The sequence below is a fragment of the Martinezella dioscoreae genome, assembly GCF_009176305.1.
Taxonomy (GTDB): domain Bacteria; phylum Pseudomonadota; class Alphaproteobacteria; order Rhizobiales; family Rhizobiaceae; genus Rhizobium; species Rhizobium dioscoreae.
The window spans coordinates 1,151,135-1,167,812 of the sequence record NZ_BLAJ01000001.1 but is presented as its reverse complement, the minus strand read 5'-3'; the positions used below and the strand labels follow the sequence as shown (position 1 = coordinate 1,167,812).

The 16,678-nt window shown below is 59.0% G+C and carries 14 protein-coding genes; 2 read left to right on the top strand and 12 right to left on the bottom strand.

The features are described 5' to 3' along the window. Window positions 1-57: 57 nt before the first annotated feature. The 7 genes from GDN47_RS05635 to GDN47_RS05605 all read right to left on the bottom strand — a co-directional run bounded on the left by GDN47_RS05635 (window position 58) and on the right by GDN47_RS05605 (window position 8,816). The gene (locus GDN47_RS05635) at window positions 58-1,191 is read right to left on the bottom strand and encodes a Gfo/Idh/MocA family protein (protein WP_113390928.1); all 1,134 of its coding nucleotides are present in this window, start codon (window positions 1,189-1,191) and stop codon (window positions 58-60) included. An 11-nt stretch (window positions 1,192-1,202) separates the two neighbouring features. Then, window positions 1,203-1,964, bottom strand: a complete 762-nt coding sequence (locus GDN47_RS05630; RefSeq protein WP_152092761.1) for a sugar phosphate isomerase/epimerase family protein — start codon at window positions 1,962-1,964, stop codon at window positions 1,203-1,205. 104 nt (window positions 1,965-2,068) lie between these two features. Then, window positions 2,069-4,534: a beta-mannosidase gene (locus GDN47_RS05625; protein ID WP_152092760.1), complete on the bottom strand. Its 2,466-nt coding sequence runs from the start codon at window positions 4,532-4,534 to the stop codon at window positions 2,069-2,071. A gap of 58 nt (window positions 4,535-4,592) precedes the next feature. After that, window positions 4,593-5,684 (bottom strand): ABC transporter ATP-binding protein, encoded by a 1,092-nt coding sequence (locus GDN47_RS05620; protein ID WP_113333118.1) that lies wholly within the window; start codon window positions 5,682-5,684, stop codon window positions 4,593-4,595. 3 nt (window positions 5,685-5,687) lie between these two features. Further along, window positions 5,688-6,584, bottom strand: coding sequence for a carbohydrate ABC transporter permease (locus GDN47_RS05615; protein WP_069613050.1), 897 nt, complete (start codon window positions 6,582-6,584; stop codon window positions 5,688-5,690). An 11-nt stretch (window positions 6,585-6,595) separates the two neighbouring features. Continuing rightward, window positions 6,596-7,486 carry a carbohydrate ABC transporter permease gene (locus GDN47_RS05610; protein WP_113333117.1) on the bottom strand — a complete coding sequence of 297 codons (891 nt, stop codon included), beginning with the start codon at window positions 7,484-7,486 and terminating at the stop codon, window positions 6,596-6,598. 91 nt (window positions 7,487-7,577) lie between these two features. Further along, a complete protein-coding gene (locus GDN47_RS05605; RefSeq protein WP_152092759.1) occupies window positions 7,578-8,816 on the bottom strand; it encodes an ABC transporter substrate-binding protein in 1,239 nt (412 codons plus the stop codon). A gap of 460 nt (window positions 8,817-9,276) precedes the next feature. Here GDN47_RS05605 and GDN47_RS05600 point away from each other — a divergent pair, with 460 nt between their 5' ends. Next, complete coding sequence (locus GDN47_RS05600) at window positions 9,277-10,308, top strand: LacI family transcriptional regulator (RefSeq protein WP_152092758.1); 1,032 nt, start codon at window positions 9,277-9,279, stop codon at window positions 10,306-10,308. Between the two features lie 61 nt (window positions 10,309-10,369). On the opposite strand, the gene gnd is transcribed toward GDN47_RS05600, so the two are convergent. Then, a complete protein-coding gene (gene gnd / locus GDN47_RS05595) occupies window positions 10,370-11,797 on the bottom strand; it encodes an NADP-dependent phosphogluconate dehydrogenase (RefSeq protein ID WP_152092757.1) in 1,428 nt (475 codons plus the stop codon). 294 nt (window positions 11,798-12,091) lie between these two features. Between gnd and GDN47_RS05590 the strand changes: the two genes are divergently transcribed. After that, window positions 12,092-12,490, top strand: coding sequence for an SRPBCC family protein (locus GDN47_RS05590; protein WP_152092756.1), 399 nt, complete (start codon window positions 12,092-12,094; stop codon window positions 12,488-12,490). A 6-nt stretch (window positions 12,491-12,496) separates the two neighbouring features. Here the strand turns inward: GDN47_RS05590 and GDN47_RS05585 are convergent, their stop codons facing one another. The 4 genes from GDN47_RS05585 to GDN47_RS05570 are packed head-to-tail and all read right to left on the bottom strand — an operon-like array spanning window position 12,497 to window position 16,566. After that, the gene (locus GDN47_RS05585) at window positions 12,497-13,111 is read right to left on the bottom strand and encodes an ABC-type transport auxiliary lipoprotein family protein (protein WP_112721200.1); all 615 of its coding nucleotides are present in this window, start codon (window positions 13,109-13,111) and stop codon (window positions 12,497-12,499) included. A 38-nt stretch (window positions 13,112-13,149) separates the two neighbouring features. After that, complete coding sequence (locus tag GDN47_RS05580; RefSeq protein WP_152092755.1) at window positions 13,150-14,520, bottom strand: MlaD family protein; 1,371 nt, start codon at window positions 14,518-14,520, stop codon at window positions 13,150-13,152. Window positions 14,521-14,529: 9 nt separating this feature from the next. Beyond that, window positions 14,530-15,393 carry an ABC transporter ATP-binding protein gene (locus tag GDN47_RS05575; protein ID WP_113333113.1) on the bottom strand — a complete coding sequence of 288 codons (864 nt, stop codon included), beginning with the start codon at window positions 15,391-15,393 and terminating at the stop codon, window positions 14,530-14,532. A gap of 12 nt (window positions 15,394-15,405) precedes the next feature. Then, the gene (locus GDN47_RS05570; protein WP_152092754.1) at window positions 15,406-16,566 is read right to left on the bottom strand and encodes an ABC transporter permease; all 1,161 of its coding nucleotides are present in this window, start codon (window positions 16,564-16,566) and stop codon (window positions 15,406-15,408) included. Window positions 16,567-16,678: the final 112 nt, after the last annotated feature.

The following is a 16,678-nucleotide window of genomic DNA, read 5'->3' as shown; positions in this document are numbered from 1 at the left end:
TTCGAGATGAAAAGCGCGCGGGTTGGTCACCCGCGCGCAAACTAGCTCTTCCGGCGCTTACTTCAAGAGCGCTTGTGCCTCTTCGATGCCGAGGGCTGCCGGCTGCGTGCAGGTTGTCGTCAGATCGATGAAGCGGCCTTCCTCGCCAGACTTCAGGATCGAAGTCATGACGTCGACGCCATGCAGCGTGCGGTCGAGCGAGCAACGCGCATCGCGGCCATCGATCAGCGAGGCGGCCATGTCGGCAAGCCCGGCCGTGCGATAGTTAGCCCGGGAGCCGTTCGGGCTTTCCTGATTGACGATACCGAAAGGATGCGCCCAGTTTTCCAGCGGCTTGATGTCCTTGTCGCGGCCACTCGCCTCGACGGTGCCGCCGAAGAAGTTCGGGTCGGGCACATAGAGGGAGCCCTCGGTGCCGTAAAGCTCCATATTGGCATGGCGGTGTGACCAGACATCCCAGCTTGCCGTCAGCGTGATCCGCGCGCCGCTGACGAATTCGAGCAGCGCCTGGATGGTCGTCGGCGTCTTCACCGGGATGATCTCGCCGTTGCGCGGCTGGCTGGTGATCGTGCGGGTCGGCGATGCCATCGAGGTCATCGCACCGACACGCTTCACGGGACCGATCAGGTTGATGAGGTTGGCGACATAATAGGGGCCGAGATCGAGGATCGGGCCGCCGCCGGGCAGGAAGAAGAAGTCCGGGTTCGGATGCCACATTTCCATGCCCGGGCTCATGACATAGCATGCGCCCGAAGTGACGCGGCCGATACCGCCGTCATCGATGAATTTGCGGGCAAGCTGGTGGGCGCCGCCGAGGAAGGTGTCCGGGGCGCAGCCGACGGCCAACCCCTTTTCCTTGGCGATGCGACGCAGCTCTTCGCCCTGCTCCAGCGTCAATACCAGCGGCTTTTCGGAATAGACGTGCTTGCCGGCTTCGAGGATGCGCTTCGAAACCGGGAAATGCGCGTCCGGGATGGTCAGGTTGACGATGACATCGAGCTCGTCATTGGCGAGCAGTTCGTCGATGGTCTGGGCCTTGACCTTGTATTCTTCGGCGCGCGCCCGCGCCGCTTCCATGTTGATATCTGCGCAGGCCAGCACCTTCAGGCCCTTGAAGAGCGGCGCGAGCGAGAAATAGGTGGTTGAGATGTTGCCGCATCCGATGATGCCGACGCCAAGTTCCTTAGCCATGTGGAAATGCCTCAAAAGCTCTTGAAGGATGCGATGGAGCGGGTGATCAGACGATCGACATCGCTCGGATTGTCGTGTTCGACGACGAAGTGCTTGGCCTTGGTGCCGGCGAGCGCCTCGAGCAGCTTTGCCCACGGAACCGTGCCATGACCGACATCGGCCCAGCCGTCTTCATTCTTGTTCTCGCCAGCCGGCGCAATGTCCTTGACGTGAACGGCCGTGATGCGCGGACCGAGCTTTTCGATCCAGGCAAAGGGATCGCCGCCCCCGCGGATGACCCAGGCGATATCGGCTTCCCAGGAAATATCCGGAGCGCCTTCGAAGATCTGCTCGATCGGCAGCGAGCCGTCGGCCTGCTTGACGAATTCGAAGTCGTGGTTGTGCCAGCCGAATTCGAAGCCCGCATCCTTGTAGGGTTTGCTCATCTCCTGCAGGCGCTTGCCGAAGGCGCGCCAGCCGGCCGCATCCTTCGGGCGCTGGTCGGCGCCGATATGCGGCGCATAGATCGAATCCATGCCGAGGGTCTTGGCAATGGTGAGCGACTTCTGCACTTCGCCATCGAGGAAATCCGGGCTGAAATGGCCGCTTGCCATCCGCAGGCCGTTCTTGTCGAGTTCGGCGCGCAGGTTCTTGAGGCCGGTCTCGTCGAGATCGGCATAGATACCGCCAAAGCCCTCGACTTCGGCATAGCCGGCCTTGCCGAGCTTGACGAAGATCTCTGAATAGGGCTGGAAATTGCGGGCGCTATAAAGCTGAAATCCAAGTTTCGTCATCGATAGTCCTCCAATGGCCTCCCGGCCGTCTGTCTTGGGCTTGTGGCCCCGAAAGCGCCGCCTTAACGGCGCGATAGCTCAATCCGTCGGTTGCTGGCCACCGGCTAGCTGTCCACCGACTGGCTGGATTGCAGATCATAGATGCGGAATTCGGGCACGCCGCTTGTGAGCGGCTTGGCCGGCGTGAAGACGATGCGGCGGCTCTCACCGGCAGCGAGATCGAAGGCGTTGTCGGAATAGCGTCCGTCCGTCTCGCTCTCGATCATCACGAACAGCGCAAGTCCCTTTGCGGTGACGACGAGTTCGATCGTCCCATCTTCCTCTTTCTCCTCCCTCAACACCGTCAGGCCGGCGGGCTGAAGCTCGAGCGCCTTGTAGGTGCCGTGAACATAATGCCCCTCGCCGCCCATGCCGTTCGATGCGGTGAAGCGCCACGCCAGCAGGCAATCGGCCGGCACCTGATCCGCGTCGATCGACAATGCCGTCACAGCCGCATCCGGCGTGCAGACGGCGTGCGCCGTCGTCAGCGGCACGCGCTCACCGTCGAGCTTCAGCAGCGATACCGAAATATCGGCCATGATGTCGGCGTTCGTATCGTTGACCAGGGAGAAGCGGATCGTCTTGTTGTCTTCGGAGGGAATGGCCGCAACCGATACGGGCTGGAAGAAGCGCCGCACCAGATAATGCATCACTTTCCACCGGCCGCCGTAATCCAGGCTCGACCACGAGGCCACCGGCCAGGTGTCGTTGAGCTGCCAGTAGATCGTACCCATGCAATGCGGCTTCAGCGACCGCCAGTATTCCACCGCCGTCTTGATGGCGAGACCCTGCTGGACCTGGCTCAGATAGACGAAATTCGAGAAATCCTTCGGGAAGCGAAAATAGCGGAACATCGTGCCGGCAATCCGCTCGTTGCCGCCTGCATTCTTCTGGTGCAGCTCCATGACCGGAGAGGCGATATTCATATCCTTCGCCTCGGCATAGGTCTTGATGACGGGTAGCGAGGTATAGGACTGGAAGCCGAACTCCGAGCAAAAGCGCGGACGCACGGTCCGATAGTTATCGAAGGACTTGTTCTCGTGCCAGACCGACCAGTAATGCATGTCGCCGGAACCATCGGCATGCCAAGCGTCGCCGAAGTTGAGATAGCCCGAAGCCGGGCTCGACGGCCACCAGATCGCATCCGGCAGAGCCTTCTTCATCGCCGTCTCGATCGTCCTGTTCAGGCGATCGTAGGAGACGAGATAGCGATCCCGATCTTTGCGGGACTCCTCGAACCAGGTAAGCGCGCCCACCAGCTCATTATCACCACACCAGAGAACGATGGAGGGATGCGTCGCAAGCCGGCGAACCTGATAGCCAACCTCCTCCTCGACATTCTCGAGGAAATCACCCGTCGAGGGATAGAGATTGCAGGCGAACATGAAGTCCTGCCACACCATCAACCCCATGCGGTCGCAAGTGTCATAGAACCAGTCATGCTCGTAAAAGCCACCGCCCCAGACGCGGATCGCATTCATATTGGCATCGACGGCCGATTGCAGCAGATCCTCGGTCGCGGCCGGATTGGAACGTGAAAACAGCGCGTCGGCCGGAATCCAGTTCGCGCCACGGGCAAAGATCTCGCGGCCATTGACCTTCAAGGCAAAACGGCTGCCAGCTTCATCCTCGGTGGTGATCAACTCGACCGTGCGCAAGCCGATCTGCCGCGTGACGGTTTCGAAATTGGTTTCCACTGAAAGCGCATAGAGCGCCTGCTCGCCATTGCCGGCCGGCCACCAGAGCCTGGGCTTGTCGATATGGAAGAAGTGAGTGATCGATGTCTCGCCGGCATTGACGCCGACATCGAGGCGCACGTGCTCGTCGTCGAGCGAGAAATAGAGCTGCGCAATCCCCGTTCCCTTGGCAAACAGCGCCACCGTCACCTTGAGGTCGACCGAACCGTCATCATTGTGAACCTGCTGGGTGACGACATTCTCGATACGGGCGATCTCGAGCTTCTTCAGCGCGATGGTGCCATAGAGACCGAGCGGCGCGATCGCAATGTTCCAATCCCAACCGAAATGGCATTGCGGCTTGCGCAGCATGTTGCCATTCGGGATCGGCGAATTGCCAGTGCTGTAGGGGATATAGAAAGGCTGTTTCGCCTGAAGGGCAGCACCAGCGGAAATGCTCGAATGCAGGACGATGCGAATGGTATTTTCGCCCGCCTTCAGCGCCTTCGAGACATCGGGGCGATACCGCTGGAAGCAGTTGTTGGCCTCCAGCACGAGCGTATCGTTGACATAGACGCTGGCGACGGTGTCGAGATAGTCGATATCGAGATACCAGTCGCCGCCGGCATCATCGAGCGTGAAGCTGCGCGTCAGCTCCCAATCCTGCTGGGCAACCCACTGCACGACTTCTTCGTTGCGCGCGAAATAGGGATCGGGAATAAGCCCTTCCGCATGTAGCGCGGAATGAATATCACCGGGCAGCGACATGGAGAGGGAATGATCGCTGTCGGGAGAGGTCAGCCTCCACGAACCGACGAGATCGATGGCAAGATTATCATTGATCGAAGACGACATCGGACCTCCCCGGACCGCTGTAGAGAAGGAGGCGGTCAGACCGCCTCCGGGCATGGGATTATATTCTGAGTTCTGTCTGCGCATCAAAGAGCGATGCGAGCGACATATCAAAGCTAAGCTTTACGGCTGAACCGGGGCCAAAGCGCCGGGCACCGTTGACGCGAACCGACATCGTATGTCCGGCATGCTTCAGCCACAGCAAGTTATCGGCACCCATCGGCTCCTCGATATCCACCGTGGCATCGTGAACCTCCGCACCGGGAGCGGTCGCTTCATTGACCTTGATGTGCTCCGGGCGAACACCGAGCACGACCTTGCGCCCCCCTTGAAGAGCCTCGCCAGCCTTGTAGCCATCGAGCGAAAACAGCACGTCGTTGGTCGCGAACACGACCTTGCCTTCGCGGTTGACCAGCTCGCCCTTGAGGAAGTTCATCGAGGGCGATCCGATGAAACCGGCGACGAAGAGATTGCGCGGCGCGTTATAGATCGTCGTCGGGTCATCGAGCTGCATGATGACGCCGTTCTTCATGATCGCGATGCGGTCGGCGAGCGTCAGCGCCTCGATCTGATCGTGGGTGACGTAGATCATCGTGTTCTTCAGCGACTGGTGCAGCCGCTTGATTTCCACGCGCAGCTCCGAACGCAGCTTGGCGTCGAGGTTCGATAGCGGCTCATCGAAAAGGAAAACGTCGACATCACGCACCAGGGCACGGCCGATCGCGACGCGCTGGCGCTGACCGCCCGAAAGCTCGGCCGGCTTGCGCTTCAGCAGCGGCTCGATCTGCAGGATTTCGGCAGCGCGCGCAATGCGCTTGTTGATCTCGTCCTGCGGCACCTTGGCAACGCGCAGGCCGAAGGAGAGGTTCTTCTCGACCGACATCTGCGGATAGAGCGCATAGGACTGGAACACCATGCCGATGCCGCGATCCTTGGGCTCTTCCCAGGTGACATTCTTGCCCTTGATGAAGATCTGTCCCTCGCTGATATCGAGCAGGCCGGCGATGCAGTTGAGCAAGGTCGACTTGCCGCATCCCGATGAGCCGAGAAGCACCAGGAACTCGCCGTCATTGATCTCGAGATTGAGATTTTTCAGAACGTTGACCGCACCGAAATTCAGCGAAAGGTCTTTGATGGAAACGCTACTGTTCATGAATTACCCCTTCACTGCGCCGGCGGCGATGCCGCGGACGAAGAGCCGCCCGGACACGAAATAGACGATAAGCGGCACCGCGCCCGTCAGCAGCGTTGCGGCCATGTTAACGTTGTATTCCTTGACACCCTGCACGGCGTTGACGACGTTGTTCAGCTGCACGGTCATCGGATAGTTTTGCGTGCCGGCGAAAATGACGCCGAACAGGAAGTCGTTCCAGATGCCGGTGATCTGGATGATCATGCCGACGACGAAGATCGGCAGCGACATGGGCAGCATGATGCGCAGGAAGATCTGCCAGAAGCCCGCACCGTCGACGCGTGCCGCCTTGAAGAGTTCAGGCGGAAGCGAGGCGAAGTAGTTGCGGAACAACAGCGTGTTGATCGGCATGCCGAAGATGGTGTGCACGAGGACGATGCCGCCGAGCGTCGAAAACAGCCCAAGTTCGCGCAGCACCATGACGAGCGGATAAAGCATGACCTGATAGGGAATGAAGGCGCCGAACAGCAGGATGGTGAAGAAGATTTCCGATCCCTTGAATCGCCAGTTGGCGAGCGCATAGCCGTTGACCGACGCAATGGCGATCGAGACGATGACGCTCGGAACGAGGATCTTCACCGAATTCCAAAAGCCGACCTGGATGCCGTGGCAGTAAAGGCCGGTGCAGGCTTGCGACCAGGCTTTCACCCAGGGCTCGAAAGTAATCTCCATGGGCGGAGCAAAGATATTGCCCATGCGGATTTCCGGCATGCCCTTGAGCGAAGTGACGACCATCACATAGAGCGGCAGGAGATAGTAGAGCGCGGCCAGCCCAAGTATGCCATAGAGCATGATCGTGCGCGGGGCAAAGCGGCGCCTGGGCTTGGTGCCCGAAGGTTCGATGGTAGCGGCAAGTGCCATGGTTTCCTCCCTTACCGGCGCTTCTGGCGGAACTCGATGAGAGCCCACGGCACGACGAAGATGAACACGGTCACCAGCATGACGGTGGAGGCGGAAAGCGCCTGACCGAGATTGGAGCGCTGGAACATGAAGTCGTAGACATATTTAGCCGGCATTTCGGACGCGAAGCCCGGCCCGCCTGATGTCATGGCGACGACGAGATCATAGACACGCACGATGCCTGAAGCGACGATGACGAGCGTGGTGACGAAGACGCCTCGCATCATTGGAATGACGACGAAGATATAGGTCCGCCAGGCTGGAATGCCGTCAACGCGCGACGCCTTCCAGATCTCGCCGTCAATCCCCCTCAGGCCCGCCAGCATCAGCACCATGACAAGGCCGGTGCCCTGCCAGAGACCGGCAATGACGAGCGCATAAAGCACGGTCTTCTGATTGCCGAGCAGAGCGAAGTTGAAACTTGTAAAGCCCATATCCTGCATCAGCTTCGGCAGCCCGAGCGCAGGATCGAGGATCCACTGCCAGACGAGGCCGGTCACAATGAAGGACAGAGCGAAAGGATAAAGGAAAATGGTTCGGAACGTATTCTCGAAGCGGATTTTCTGATCCATCAGCACGGCCAGAAAGAAGCCGACGACGAAAGCGAAAACCAGGCTGAGAATGCCGTATGTCGCAAGATTGCCGATCGAGATGTTCCAGCGATCGGTACCCCATAGACGCTGATACTGCGCCAGACCGACAAAATTGGAGCTCGGCAGCAGCCTTGAATCTGTGAACGAATAGATGACGGTCCAGAGCGTGCAACCGACGAAGACGACGATCACCGTCAGCACCATAGGAATGGCGGCGATCTTCGCATTCAGGTTACGGAACAGACCCAGTGGCCGGACAGCGTTAGCCATCGATACCTCCGTTGGTGACCTGCCTCAGGACAGGCGAGATCCCTCGCCCGCCCCGATGCCGGCCATCGCGATTGATAGATGGTCGTCTTGCTTATTGCGCCTGCTTGAAGATGGCGGCCTGCTTTTCGATCGCCTCGTCCACGGTCATCTTCGACGAGAAGAATTGCAGTCCGAGATCGGTCATCTGACCGCGCGTATCCGGGTCGATCAGCTGAGTGACACCCGGCACCACGTTGTCCGGATTCTTGAGGATTTCCAGACCCTTCTTCATGCAGCTGCTGGCCGCGCTCAGATCGATATCGCCACGCACCGGCAGGGAGCCCTTGGCGAGGTTGAACTTGACCTGGGTTTCCTTGGAAACCAGCATGCTGGCAAGCTCGAGCTGCGCCTTGGTAATGTCAGGATTGCTGTTCTTCGGGAAGTAGAAGCTATCACCGCCGGTATCGAGCAGGCCATGGAAGCCTAGACCCGGAAGGCAATCATAGTCCTTGCCGGCAACCTGCTTGGCAACGCCAAACTCGCCCTGCGCCCAGTCGCCCATGATCTGTGCGGCGGCCTTGCCTGTGATGACCATGTTGGTGGCGACATTCCAGTCGCGGCCGGAATAGCTCTCATCAACCAGATCGCGCGCCTGCGCGAAAGCATCCCAGACCTTGCGGTTTTCGGGGCTCTTCACAGCGTCTGCGTCTTTCTTCTGGTAGATCGCCAGATAGGTCTCCTTGCCGCCGATGCCGATCTGCATGACGCTGCGCATGCCGTCAACCTGCCACGGGGCGCCGGTCGCAAGCGGGGTGATGCCCTTCTCGCGCAGCTTCGGCGCGTCGGCAACGAATTCATCCCAGTTGGCCGGGACCTTCATGCCGTTGTCTTCGAAGACGTGACGATTGACCCACATCCACTGCCAGGAGTGAATGTTGAGCGGCACGCAATAGACCCGGCCCTCATAGGTGCAGGAATTGAGCAGGCTGGCCGGACGAATGATGTCCTTCCAGTGTTCCTTCTCGGCGAGGTCGGTCAGATCGGTCATCAGGCCGGCCTTGACCAACTCTTCGGCGTCGCGGCCCGTGTTGAGCTGCGTTGCACCCATGGGATTGCCGCCCAGGATACGGCTGACGATGAGGGGCGTTGCGGTCGAACCGGATCCGGCGATCGCGCCGTCGACCCAGTGATTGTCGCCCAAGGCGTTGTATTGCTCAGCCAGAACCTTCACGGCAGCTGCTTCGCCGCCCGATGTCCACCAATGCGTTACCTCAAGATCGGTCGCATTTGCTGAGAAAGCGGGAATCGCGACAGATGCAAGCAAACCGGCAGCCATCAAACGAATATTCATGAGTTCTCCTCCCTCACTGAAACGTTGCCGGAAAAACGTATTCGAATCATTTTCAACGCGCAACCGCCTGACCATAAATTTTTCATGACTGCGTGAATATACAATCATTGATTACATTTTACCTGTGGAAGATAACTTCATTCCATCGTGATAACGGTCGTCAAAAAATCTGCAAACTCTCTACAAATAGCTGATATTGAATGTTTTATTTCAGGGATGCACTCATGCGGCCCTCTTGCATAATCTCGGCCCGGCCAATTTTCGAGACAGGAGTCACGAATACAACCATGAGAATAGGCATGAAAATCGGCATAAAAATAAGGCTCGACTTTTCAACTGTATCGTTACAGTTTTTCTCATTGCATTGGCGAAGCCGCATGGCGTCTATGCTTGCGGTGGCCATGTAGGCAATATAAGCGGATTGGCTGCGGGAGGCGGCCGGGAGGCAAGCGTGAGCGAAATGGACAATAAAAAAATGTCAGGGAGCGGCGCGCCAGCCACTCCCGAACGGCCGACATTGAAAACAATCGCCTTCATGACGGGGTTAGGGATCACCACCGTTTCTCGCGCATTGAAGGATGCCTCTGATATCGGAGCCGAGACCAAGGAGCGGGTGCGCATGGTCGCCCGACAATTGGGTTATCAACCGAACCGCGCGGGCGTGCGCCTGAGAACCGGCAAGACCAATGTGATTGCCCTGGTGCTGAGCATCGATGAAGAAATCATGGGCTTCACCAGCCACATCGTCTTCGGCATTTCCGAAGTTCTCGCCGGCACGCAATATCACCTGGTCATCACGCCGCATTCGCACAGCAAGGATCCACTGGTGCCGGTGCGCTACATTCTAGACACCGGCTCGGCCGATGGCGTCATCATATCGCGTACGGAGCCGGATGATCCGCGCGTCGAGCTCATGCATGAGCGCGGCATGCCTTTCTCGACGCATGGGCGGACGGATATGGGCATCATCCACCCCTTCCATGACTTCGACAACGAGGCCTTCGCGCATGAGGCCGTGCGGGCACTGGTCGCAAGAGGTCGGCGCCGCCTGGCCTTGCTGCAGCCTTCTAGCAAGCTGACCTATTATTCGCACACCCGCATCGGCTTCCAGACGGGCTTGCATCAATATGGCGCCGAAGAAATCCCCTTGAGGATTACGACCGACAACGCGCTGGCCGATATCAAGGACACGGTCGAGGCGCTGATGCGCTCACCGCATGCGCCTGACGGGATCGTCTGCTCCAGCAGCGGTGGTGCGATTGCCGTCAATGCCGGCATCGAGGCGGCCGGCTTCCGCCTGGGCCGCGATATCGACATGGTCGCCAAACAATCGACAGACGTGCTGAGCTGGATCAGGCCCGAGATCATTACGGTATCGGAGGATTTCCGCCATGCCGGCCGCGAACTCGCCAAGGCGGTCATCGCCCGTATTGACGGTGTAGAACCGGAACTGCTGCAAAGCATCAGCCCACCCGTCTGGCCGACGAGCTGACAGCGAAAAGCCCGCCGGATTCCTCCGGCGGGCTCTTTCATAATCCCATCCGACTGTTTTCTCAGCCCTGAGCCCCGCTGCCCCATGGGCCGTGGTGAATGTCCTTGCCGTCGACGCGGTCGAAGCCGTGTGCGCCGAAAAAGTCACGCTGGGCCTGGATCAGGTTGGCGGTGCCGCGCGCCTGGCGATAGGCATCGAAATAGGTCAGCGCCGAAGCAAGGGCTGGAACCGGCAGACCGGACGCTGTTGCCGCCGAAACAATGCGACGCAGCGACGGGATCGATTCCTTGACCATCTCGGCAAAGGCCGGGGTGACGATCAGGTTCGCCGCATCCGGGGCCTTAGTGAAAGCGCTGGTGATCTCGTCGAGGAACTGCGAACGGATGATGCAGCCGGCACGCCAGATCTTGGCGATGACAGGCATCGGCAGCGACCAGTTGAACTCCTTCGAGGCCTCGGCCATGACGGCAAAGCCCTGGGCATAGGCGCCGATCTTGGCGGCGAAGAGCGCAAGCTCCAGATCCTTCAGCAAATCGGGACCGAAGGCGATCGGGAACTTGTAGTCGGGCGTGCCAAAAATCTTCTCGGCTGCTTCGCGCTGGCTCTTGATCGCCGAGAGGCTGCGGGCGGCAACGGCAGCCTCGATCGCCGTCGCGGGAATGCCCATGTTCTGGGCTTCGATGGCAGACCACTTGCCGGTACCCTTTTGGCCGGCCTTGTCGAGGATGACATCGGGCATGGCACTGCCGGTTGCCGGGTCCTTTGCAGCCAGAACCTTCTCGGTGATCTCGATGAGGTAGGAGTTGAGGCGACCCTTGTTCCAGTCGCCGAAGATCGAGCTGATCTCGGCCGCGCTCTTGCCGAGACCGTCACGCAGGATGCCGTAGATTTCGGCGATCATCTGCATATCGGCATATTCGATGCCGTTGTGGATGGTCTTGACGAAGTGACCGGCGCCATCATTGCCGAGCCAGGCAACGCATGGATCGTTGTTGTATTTCGCAGCGATCGAGGTCAGCACCTTCTCGACGCGCTTGTAGGACTCTTCCGTGCCGCCGACCATGATCGACGGACCATGACGCGCCCCTTCCTCGCCACCGGATACGCCCATGCCGATGAAGGTCAGGCCGGTATCTTTCAGACGATCGAAGCGAGCGATCGTATCGCGGAAATTGGCATTGCCGGCATCGATCATGATGTCGCCCTTGTCGAGATAGGGCTGCAGCGCCGCCATCTGCTGGTCGACCGGCTCACCAGCCTTGATCATGATGATGATCGGCCGTGGCGGGCGGATCGCCTCGACGAATTCCTCGATCGTCTTGCAGGGAATGATCTTGTCCTTGAGTGCGCCCGCATTCGCATAGAATTCATCCGTTACCTGAGGTGTACGGTTGAACACCGCGATCTTGTTGCCTTTCTCGGCGATGTTGAGCGCCAGATTCGATCCCATCACAGCAAGACCGATCAGCCCGATTTCTGCCTTTTCCACGACAATCCTCCAATGAGCCGTTGACTGCGCCCGGCCCTACCCTGAAGACCCGGAAGACACAGCAACATCCGATATGACGCAATGCCACCGACGCTCGACGCGACCGGCGACAGCCCTGCGTTGGGGCTGTTGTTGCACTCCGGACGGAAAACGGCAAGTCTTCGAAAGCCGTGAATCGTTCTCTTTGCAGGACTGTGCAACAATGTTGCGGAATTCGCGATTCATCCGTTTCCGAACTAACGTTTTTTCTGCCGATCGCAGTCCTATGAGGGTGATATAGGGGAGGAAACCATCATGTCGACCATGAGCGCGCAGATCGTACATGTCTCCATCGCTCGCGACTGGAGGGAGGTCTACGACTACGCCAGCCGCCCGGAAAACATGCCTTTCTGGGCCTCTGGCCTGGCATCGGGACTGACGCAGGATGGGGACGACTGGATCGCCGAAGGCACGCTCGGGACTGCACGCGTGCGCTTCGCGCCTCCCAATGACTTCGGCGTCATCGATCATTGGGTAACACTGGAATCGGATTTGCAGGTCTACAATGCCTTGCGCGTCGTACCGAACGGCGACGGTTGCGAGGTCATGTTCAATGTGCTCCAGCTACCAGGCATGGATGAAGCAAAATTCGCAGCCGATGCCGCGCATGTCATGCGCGATCTGAAGACACTCAAAGAGTTGATGGAGCGCTGATCGCCCTTACAGCGAGCGCAATGTCCAGTCGACGAGTTCGCCGGTCACGCCAGCAAATGCAGCGTCGAGCGCGCGGACGAAATCGGGATTGCTGCCACCACTGACCGGCACGACCTTCCGGAACACGTTCTGGGCCTTCACCGTGCCGGTGCGATCGTTCAGGATCTTTTCGGAGATCTCGACGATTGCCGTCTTCTGGCCGCCAGACGCATTGATTTCGAAGGAGCGGATATCGGTGACGATCTGATAGTCAATCGCAAGCCCCTGCCCTGGCACGCCGACGCCGCCGAGCTTGCCGGTGTTTTCGAAGGCCTCGACCAGTTTCGATTGCACCATCTTGCTCAGCTTGTCGCTCCATTGCGATTTGCCGAGGTATTGAATTTCCGAGGGCGAGACGCGAATGACGATCTGATTGCTGTCCAGCGCCTGCAGCGCGGTTGGCGGCGGGATGAGGATCTGGCGGCTTTTGACCGAAGGTCCATTCGCCTTCGCCGACGCGGAAAGATCGTAGGTATCGTTGTTGGAGGAGGTTCCACAGCCCCCCAGCAAAGCTGCAAGCAACGGCAACGCGATCACAGCTTTCCACACCTGATGACGCTCACTCGACACGCAACCGACCATATTTCGCTTATCCCCTGGAGACCAGATATCGCTCTTCATCAATGCCGCGCGCGGCCGTCATAAGTCTTGACCGTATCCCCGCCGAAAATCAGTCGCTGCGGATTGCGGTCGAAATTAGTGATTGTACTATTCAGGTTGTCAACCGTGCCCCGCATGTCGTTGATGAGGGTCTGGGCATCGCGCAAGCCGCCGCTCGAAAATTTCTGCAGATTGTCGGCGATCGGGCCGATGCGGGAATTGAGATTGTCCGCCATCTTCTTGAAGGATTCGAGCGTGTCCTTGGCTTCTGCGAACAGCGATTTCGTACTGTCGTCGCCGAGCAGGGAATTGACCTTGGTGAGGATGCCGTCGACCTTGCCGGAAGCCGCGTTGAGTTTGGTGGAGATGTCGCGGGCATTGGCGATCGTCTGGTCGATATCCTGCCGATGCGCGGCAACGGAATTGGCGACGTCGCGGATCGATGCGACCGCCGTGCGCGCCTGTTTCGTCACGTCGGCAATATCGTCAACCGATCCCTTGATCTTGGCCGGATCGATCTGCGCGACGATCGCATCGACGCGGTCCAGCGTCTTTTGTGCATTCTGACCGAACGTCGTATAGGTGTCGGCCGTCTGCTTGAAGCTCGCAATCGTCGCCTTCAGGTCGGTCGTCGCGTCGGCAACATTGGCCGTGATCTTGTCGGCATTGGCGATGACGTCGTTGACCTTCTGGGCATCGACCGCACGCACCAGCTTCTCGATCGCATCCAATGTCGAATCCACGCGGACCGAAACCGTCTTGAAGGTATCGGAAAGCTGCCCGACGCTTGCCAGGAACTTGTCGATATTGTCGGAATTGTCGGCGATGGCCTTCGAGAATTTCTGCGCATTGCGCACGGTATCCGTCAACGGCCCACGCGAATCCGAGACGAAGCCCTGAATGTCGCCAATCGTATCATTGGCGCGGTTCAGGATCTTATCGGCCGTCGTCAAGAGATTGGTGACGCTCGATTGATCCGCAAGCAACACCGCCCGCTTACCCGTATCGATCGAACGCTTCAAAATATTCTCGTCGCCATTGCGTCCGCCCGAAAGCTCGATATAGGCGGCGCCCGTCAGACCCTGGATCTCAAGAATGGCCTTGGTCGAGGTATAGACGGGCGCATCTGCACGCACCTGCGTGAAGGCAAGCGAATAGTTCGGATCGTCGGCATCGATCGACAGTCCCTGCACCGAGCCCACCTGAATACCGTTGAAGCGAACCGGCGAGCCGACGCTCAAACCATTTGCCGAACCGGGAATGCGCACGACGAGCTCAACCATCGGGCCGCCGCGGCCATACTCGGCCATCCAGTAGACGAAACCGAAGGCAGCCGCGATGACGAGCAGCGTGAAGAACCCAACGATCGTATAATTGGCTTTGGTTTCCATAGTCTCCAGTCACTTCTCGCGGCTGTGGGCGCTTGCGCCTTTGTCGTCGTTGTGCCCCTTGATGTCCTCGCGCGGCACGATCGAACGTGCGCGTTTGCCCCTGAAGTAGGATTGCACCCAGGGATCATCACAGGCGAGCATGTCCTCAACCGTACCTTCCACCAATACCCGCTTCTGTCCGAGGACAGCAATACGGTCACAGACGGAAAACAGGCTGTCGAGGTCGTGAGTCACCATATAAACGGTCAGGCCGAGCGTGTCGCGCAGCTTGGCGATCAGTTCATCGAATTCCGACGCACCGATCGGATCGAGACCCGATGTCGGCTCATCGAGGAAAACGAGATCAGGGTCGAGCGCCAGGGCTCTGGCAAGCGCCGCGCGCTTGATCATGCCGCCGGAAAGTTCGGAAGGATATTTGTCGGCGGCATCAGCGGCCAGACCCACCATGCGGATCTTCATCAGCGCCAACTCGTCCATCATCTCCTTGGGAAGGTCCAGATATTCCCGCATCGGCACCTGGATGTTTTCCTTGACCGTCAGTGAGGAAAACAGTGCGCCTTGCTGGAAGAGAACGCCGAGCCGCATGTCGAGGCGGTTGCGGTCCTGCTCGTCGAGCTTGTCGTAATCTTCGCCGAGAATCTCAATCTTGCCCGAGCGGCGCGGCAATAGCCGCAGCACCGTTCGCAGCAGCACGGACTTACCCGCCCCGGAAGCGCCGACGAAACCGAGAATCTCGCCGCGATAGATGTTGAGGTTCAGTTTGTCGAGGACGATTTTCGATCCGAAGCCAACGGTGACATCCCGTGCCGACAGCACGATGTCCCTGCCCTGCTCATCCTTTTCCAACGGGATTTCCGAGTGAAGCGCGCTCATCGTTATCGTCCCTCAGAAATCGATTGCTGCATAGAACATGGCGAAGAGCCCGTCCATGAGGATAACAACGAAGATCGACTTCACCACCGATGAAGTCACGTGCTGACCGAGAGACTCGGCACTGCCTCCCACCTTCAATCCCTCAACCGCCGCGACGATGCCGATAACCAGCGCCATGAACGGTGCCTTGATCATGCCCGAAATGACCGTCGAAAGGCTGACGGCCTCATGCAGTCGCGAGATGAAGGTTGCAAACGTGATGCCGGAATATGCCCAGGACACCAGGGCGGCACCAAAAAGCGCAGCGAAGTTGGCAATGACGGTCAGCAGCGGCAGAGCAACCGTCAGCGCCACCAGCCGTGGGAAAATCAAAACACCAATGGGATTGAGACCCATGACCTTCAGCGCATCCACTTCCTCGCGCATTTTCATGGAGCCGATTTCGGCCGTAATTGCGCTGCCGGAACGGCCGGCGATCATGATCGCGGTCAGAAGCACGCCGATTTCGCGCAATTGCAGGATTCCGACGAGATCGACCACAAAGATTTCCGCGCCGAAATAGCGCAGCTGGAAAGCGCCCTGCTGAGCGATGATCGCACCGATCAGCGACGACATCAGCAGGATGATTGGAACGGCGCGCACTGCCATGTGGTCGATCTGATTGATGATCGAGGCCGGCGAAACGCCACTGCCGCGGCCGAATTTGAGCTGCGCGCCGCGCACGGCGGAACCCAGAATGTACATGGCGGCAACGAGATTGCCCCAGATCTCGTAGACGGTTTTGCCGATGGGCGCCAATATGCGCTCCGCCAATGATGTCCTCGGCTTTGCAGCCGCCGCCTCATCGTCCGGATGCGCATCGAACGCGGTCAGCAATTCATCGATATGCGGATTGGAACCCTCGATCGTGACATGGGCCTTGTGCGCTTCCTGACTTTCCTTCAGCCGGCGGATCAGCAGCGCGCCCGCCGTATCGACATCGGAAAGACCGGAAAGATCGATCACGACGTCGCCGCCGGAACTGCGCTTGGACAGCTGCTCGATCTGGCGCAGCACGCCGTGCACATTGGCGCTGCGCCAATTGCCCTCCAGCCGATAGCGATGGCCTGCGCCCTCGGGCGCATCATCGATCTTCGGTGCATCGGACCTTTGCTCGGCTGCTTTCAAACTCATGCATCTTTCAAATCTGGCACAACATACGCCGACTCGGTGAGTCCGCATGGTCAGTGCTTAATACACCGACTATGCATGGAATTTCCATCTCGCGCCGGCGCCAACATATGTC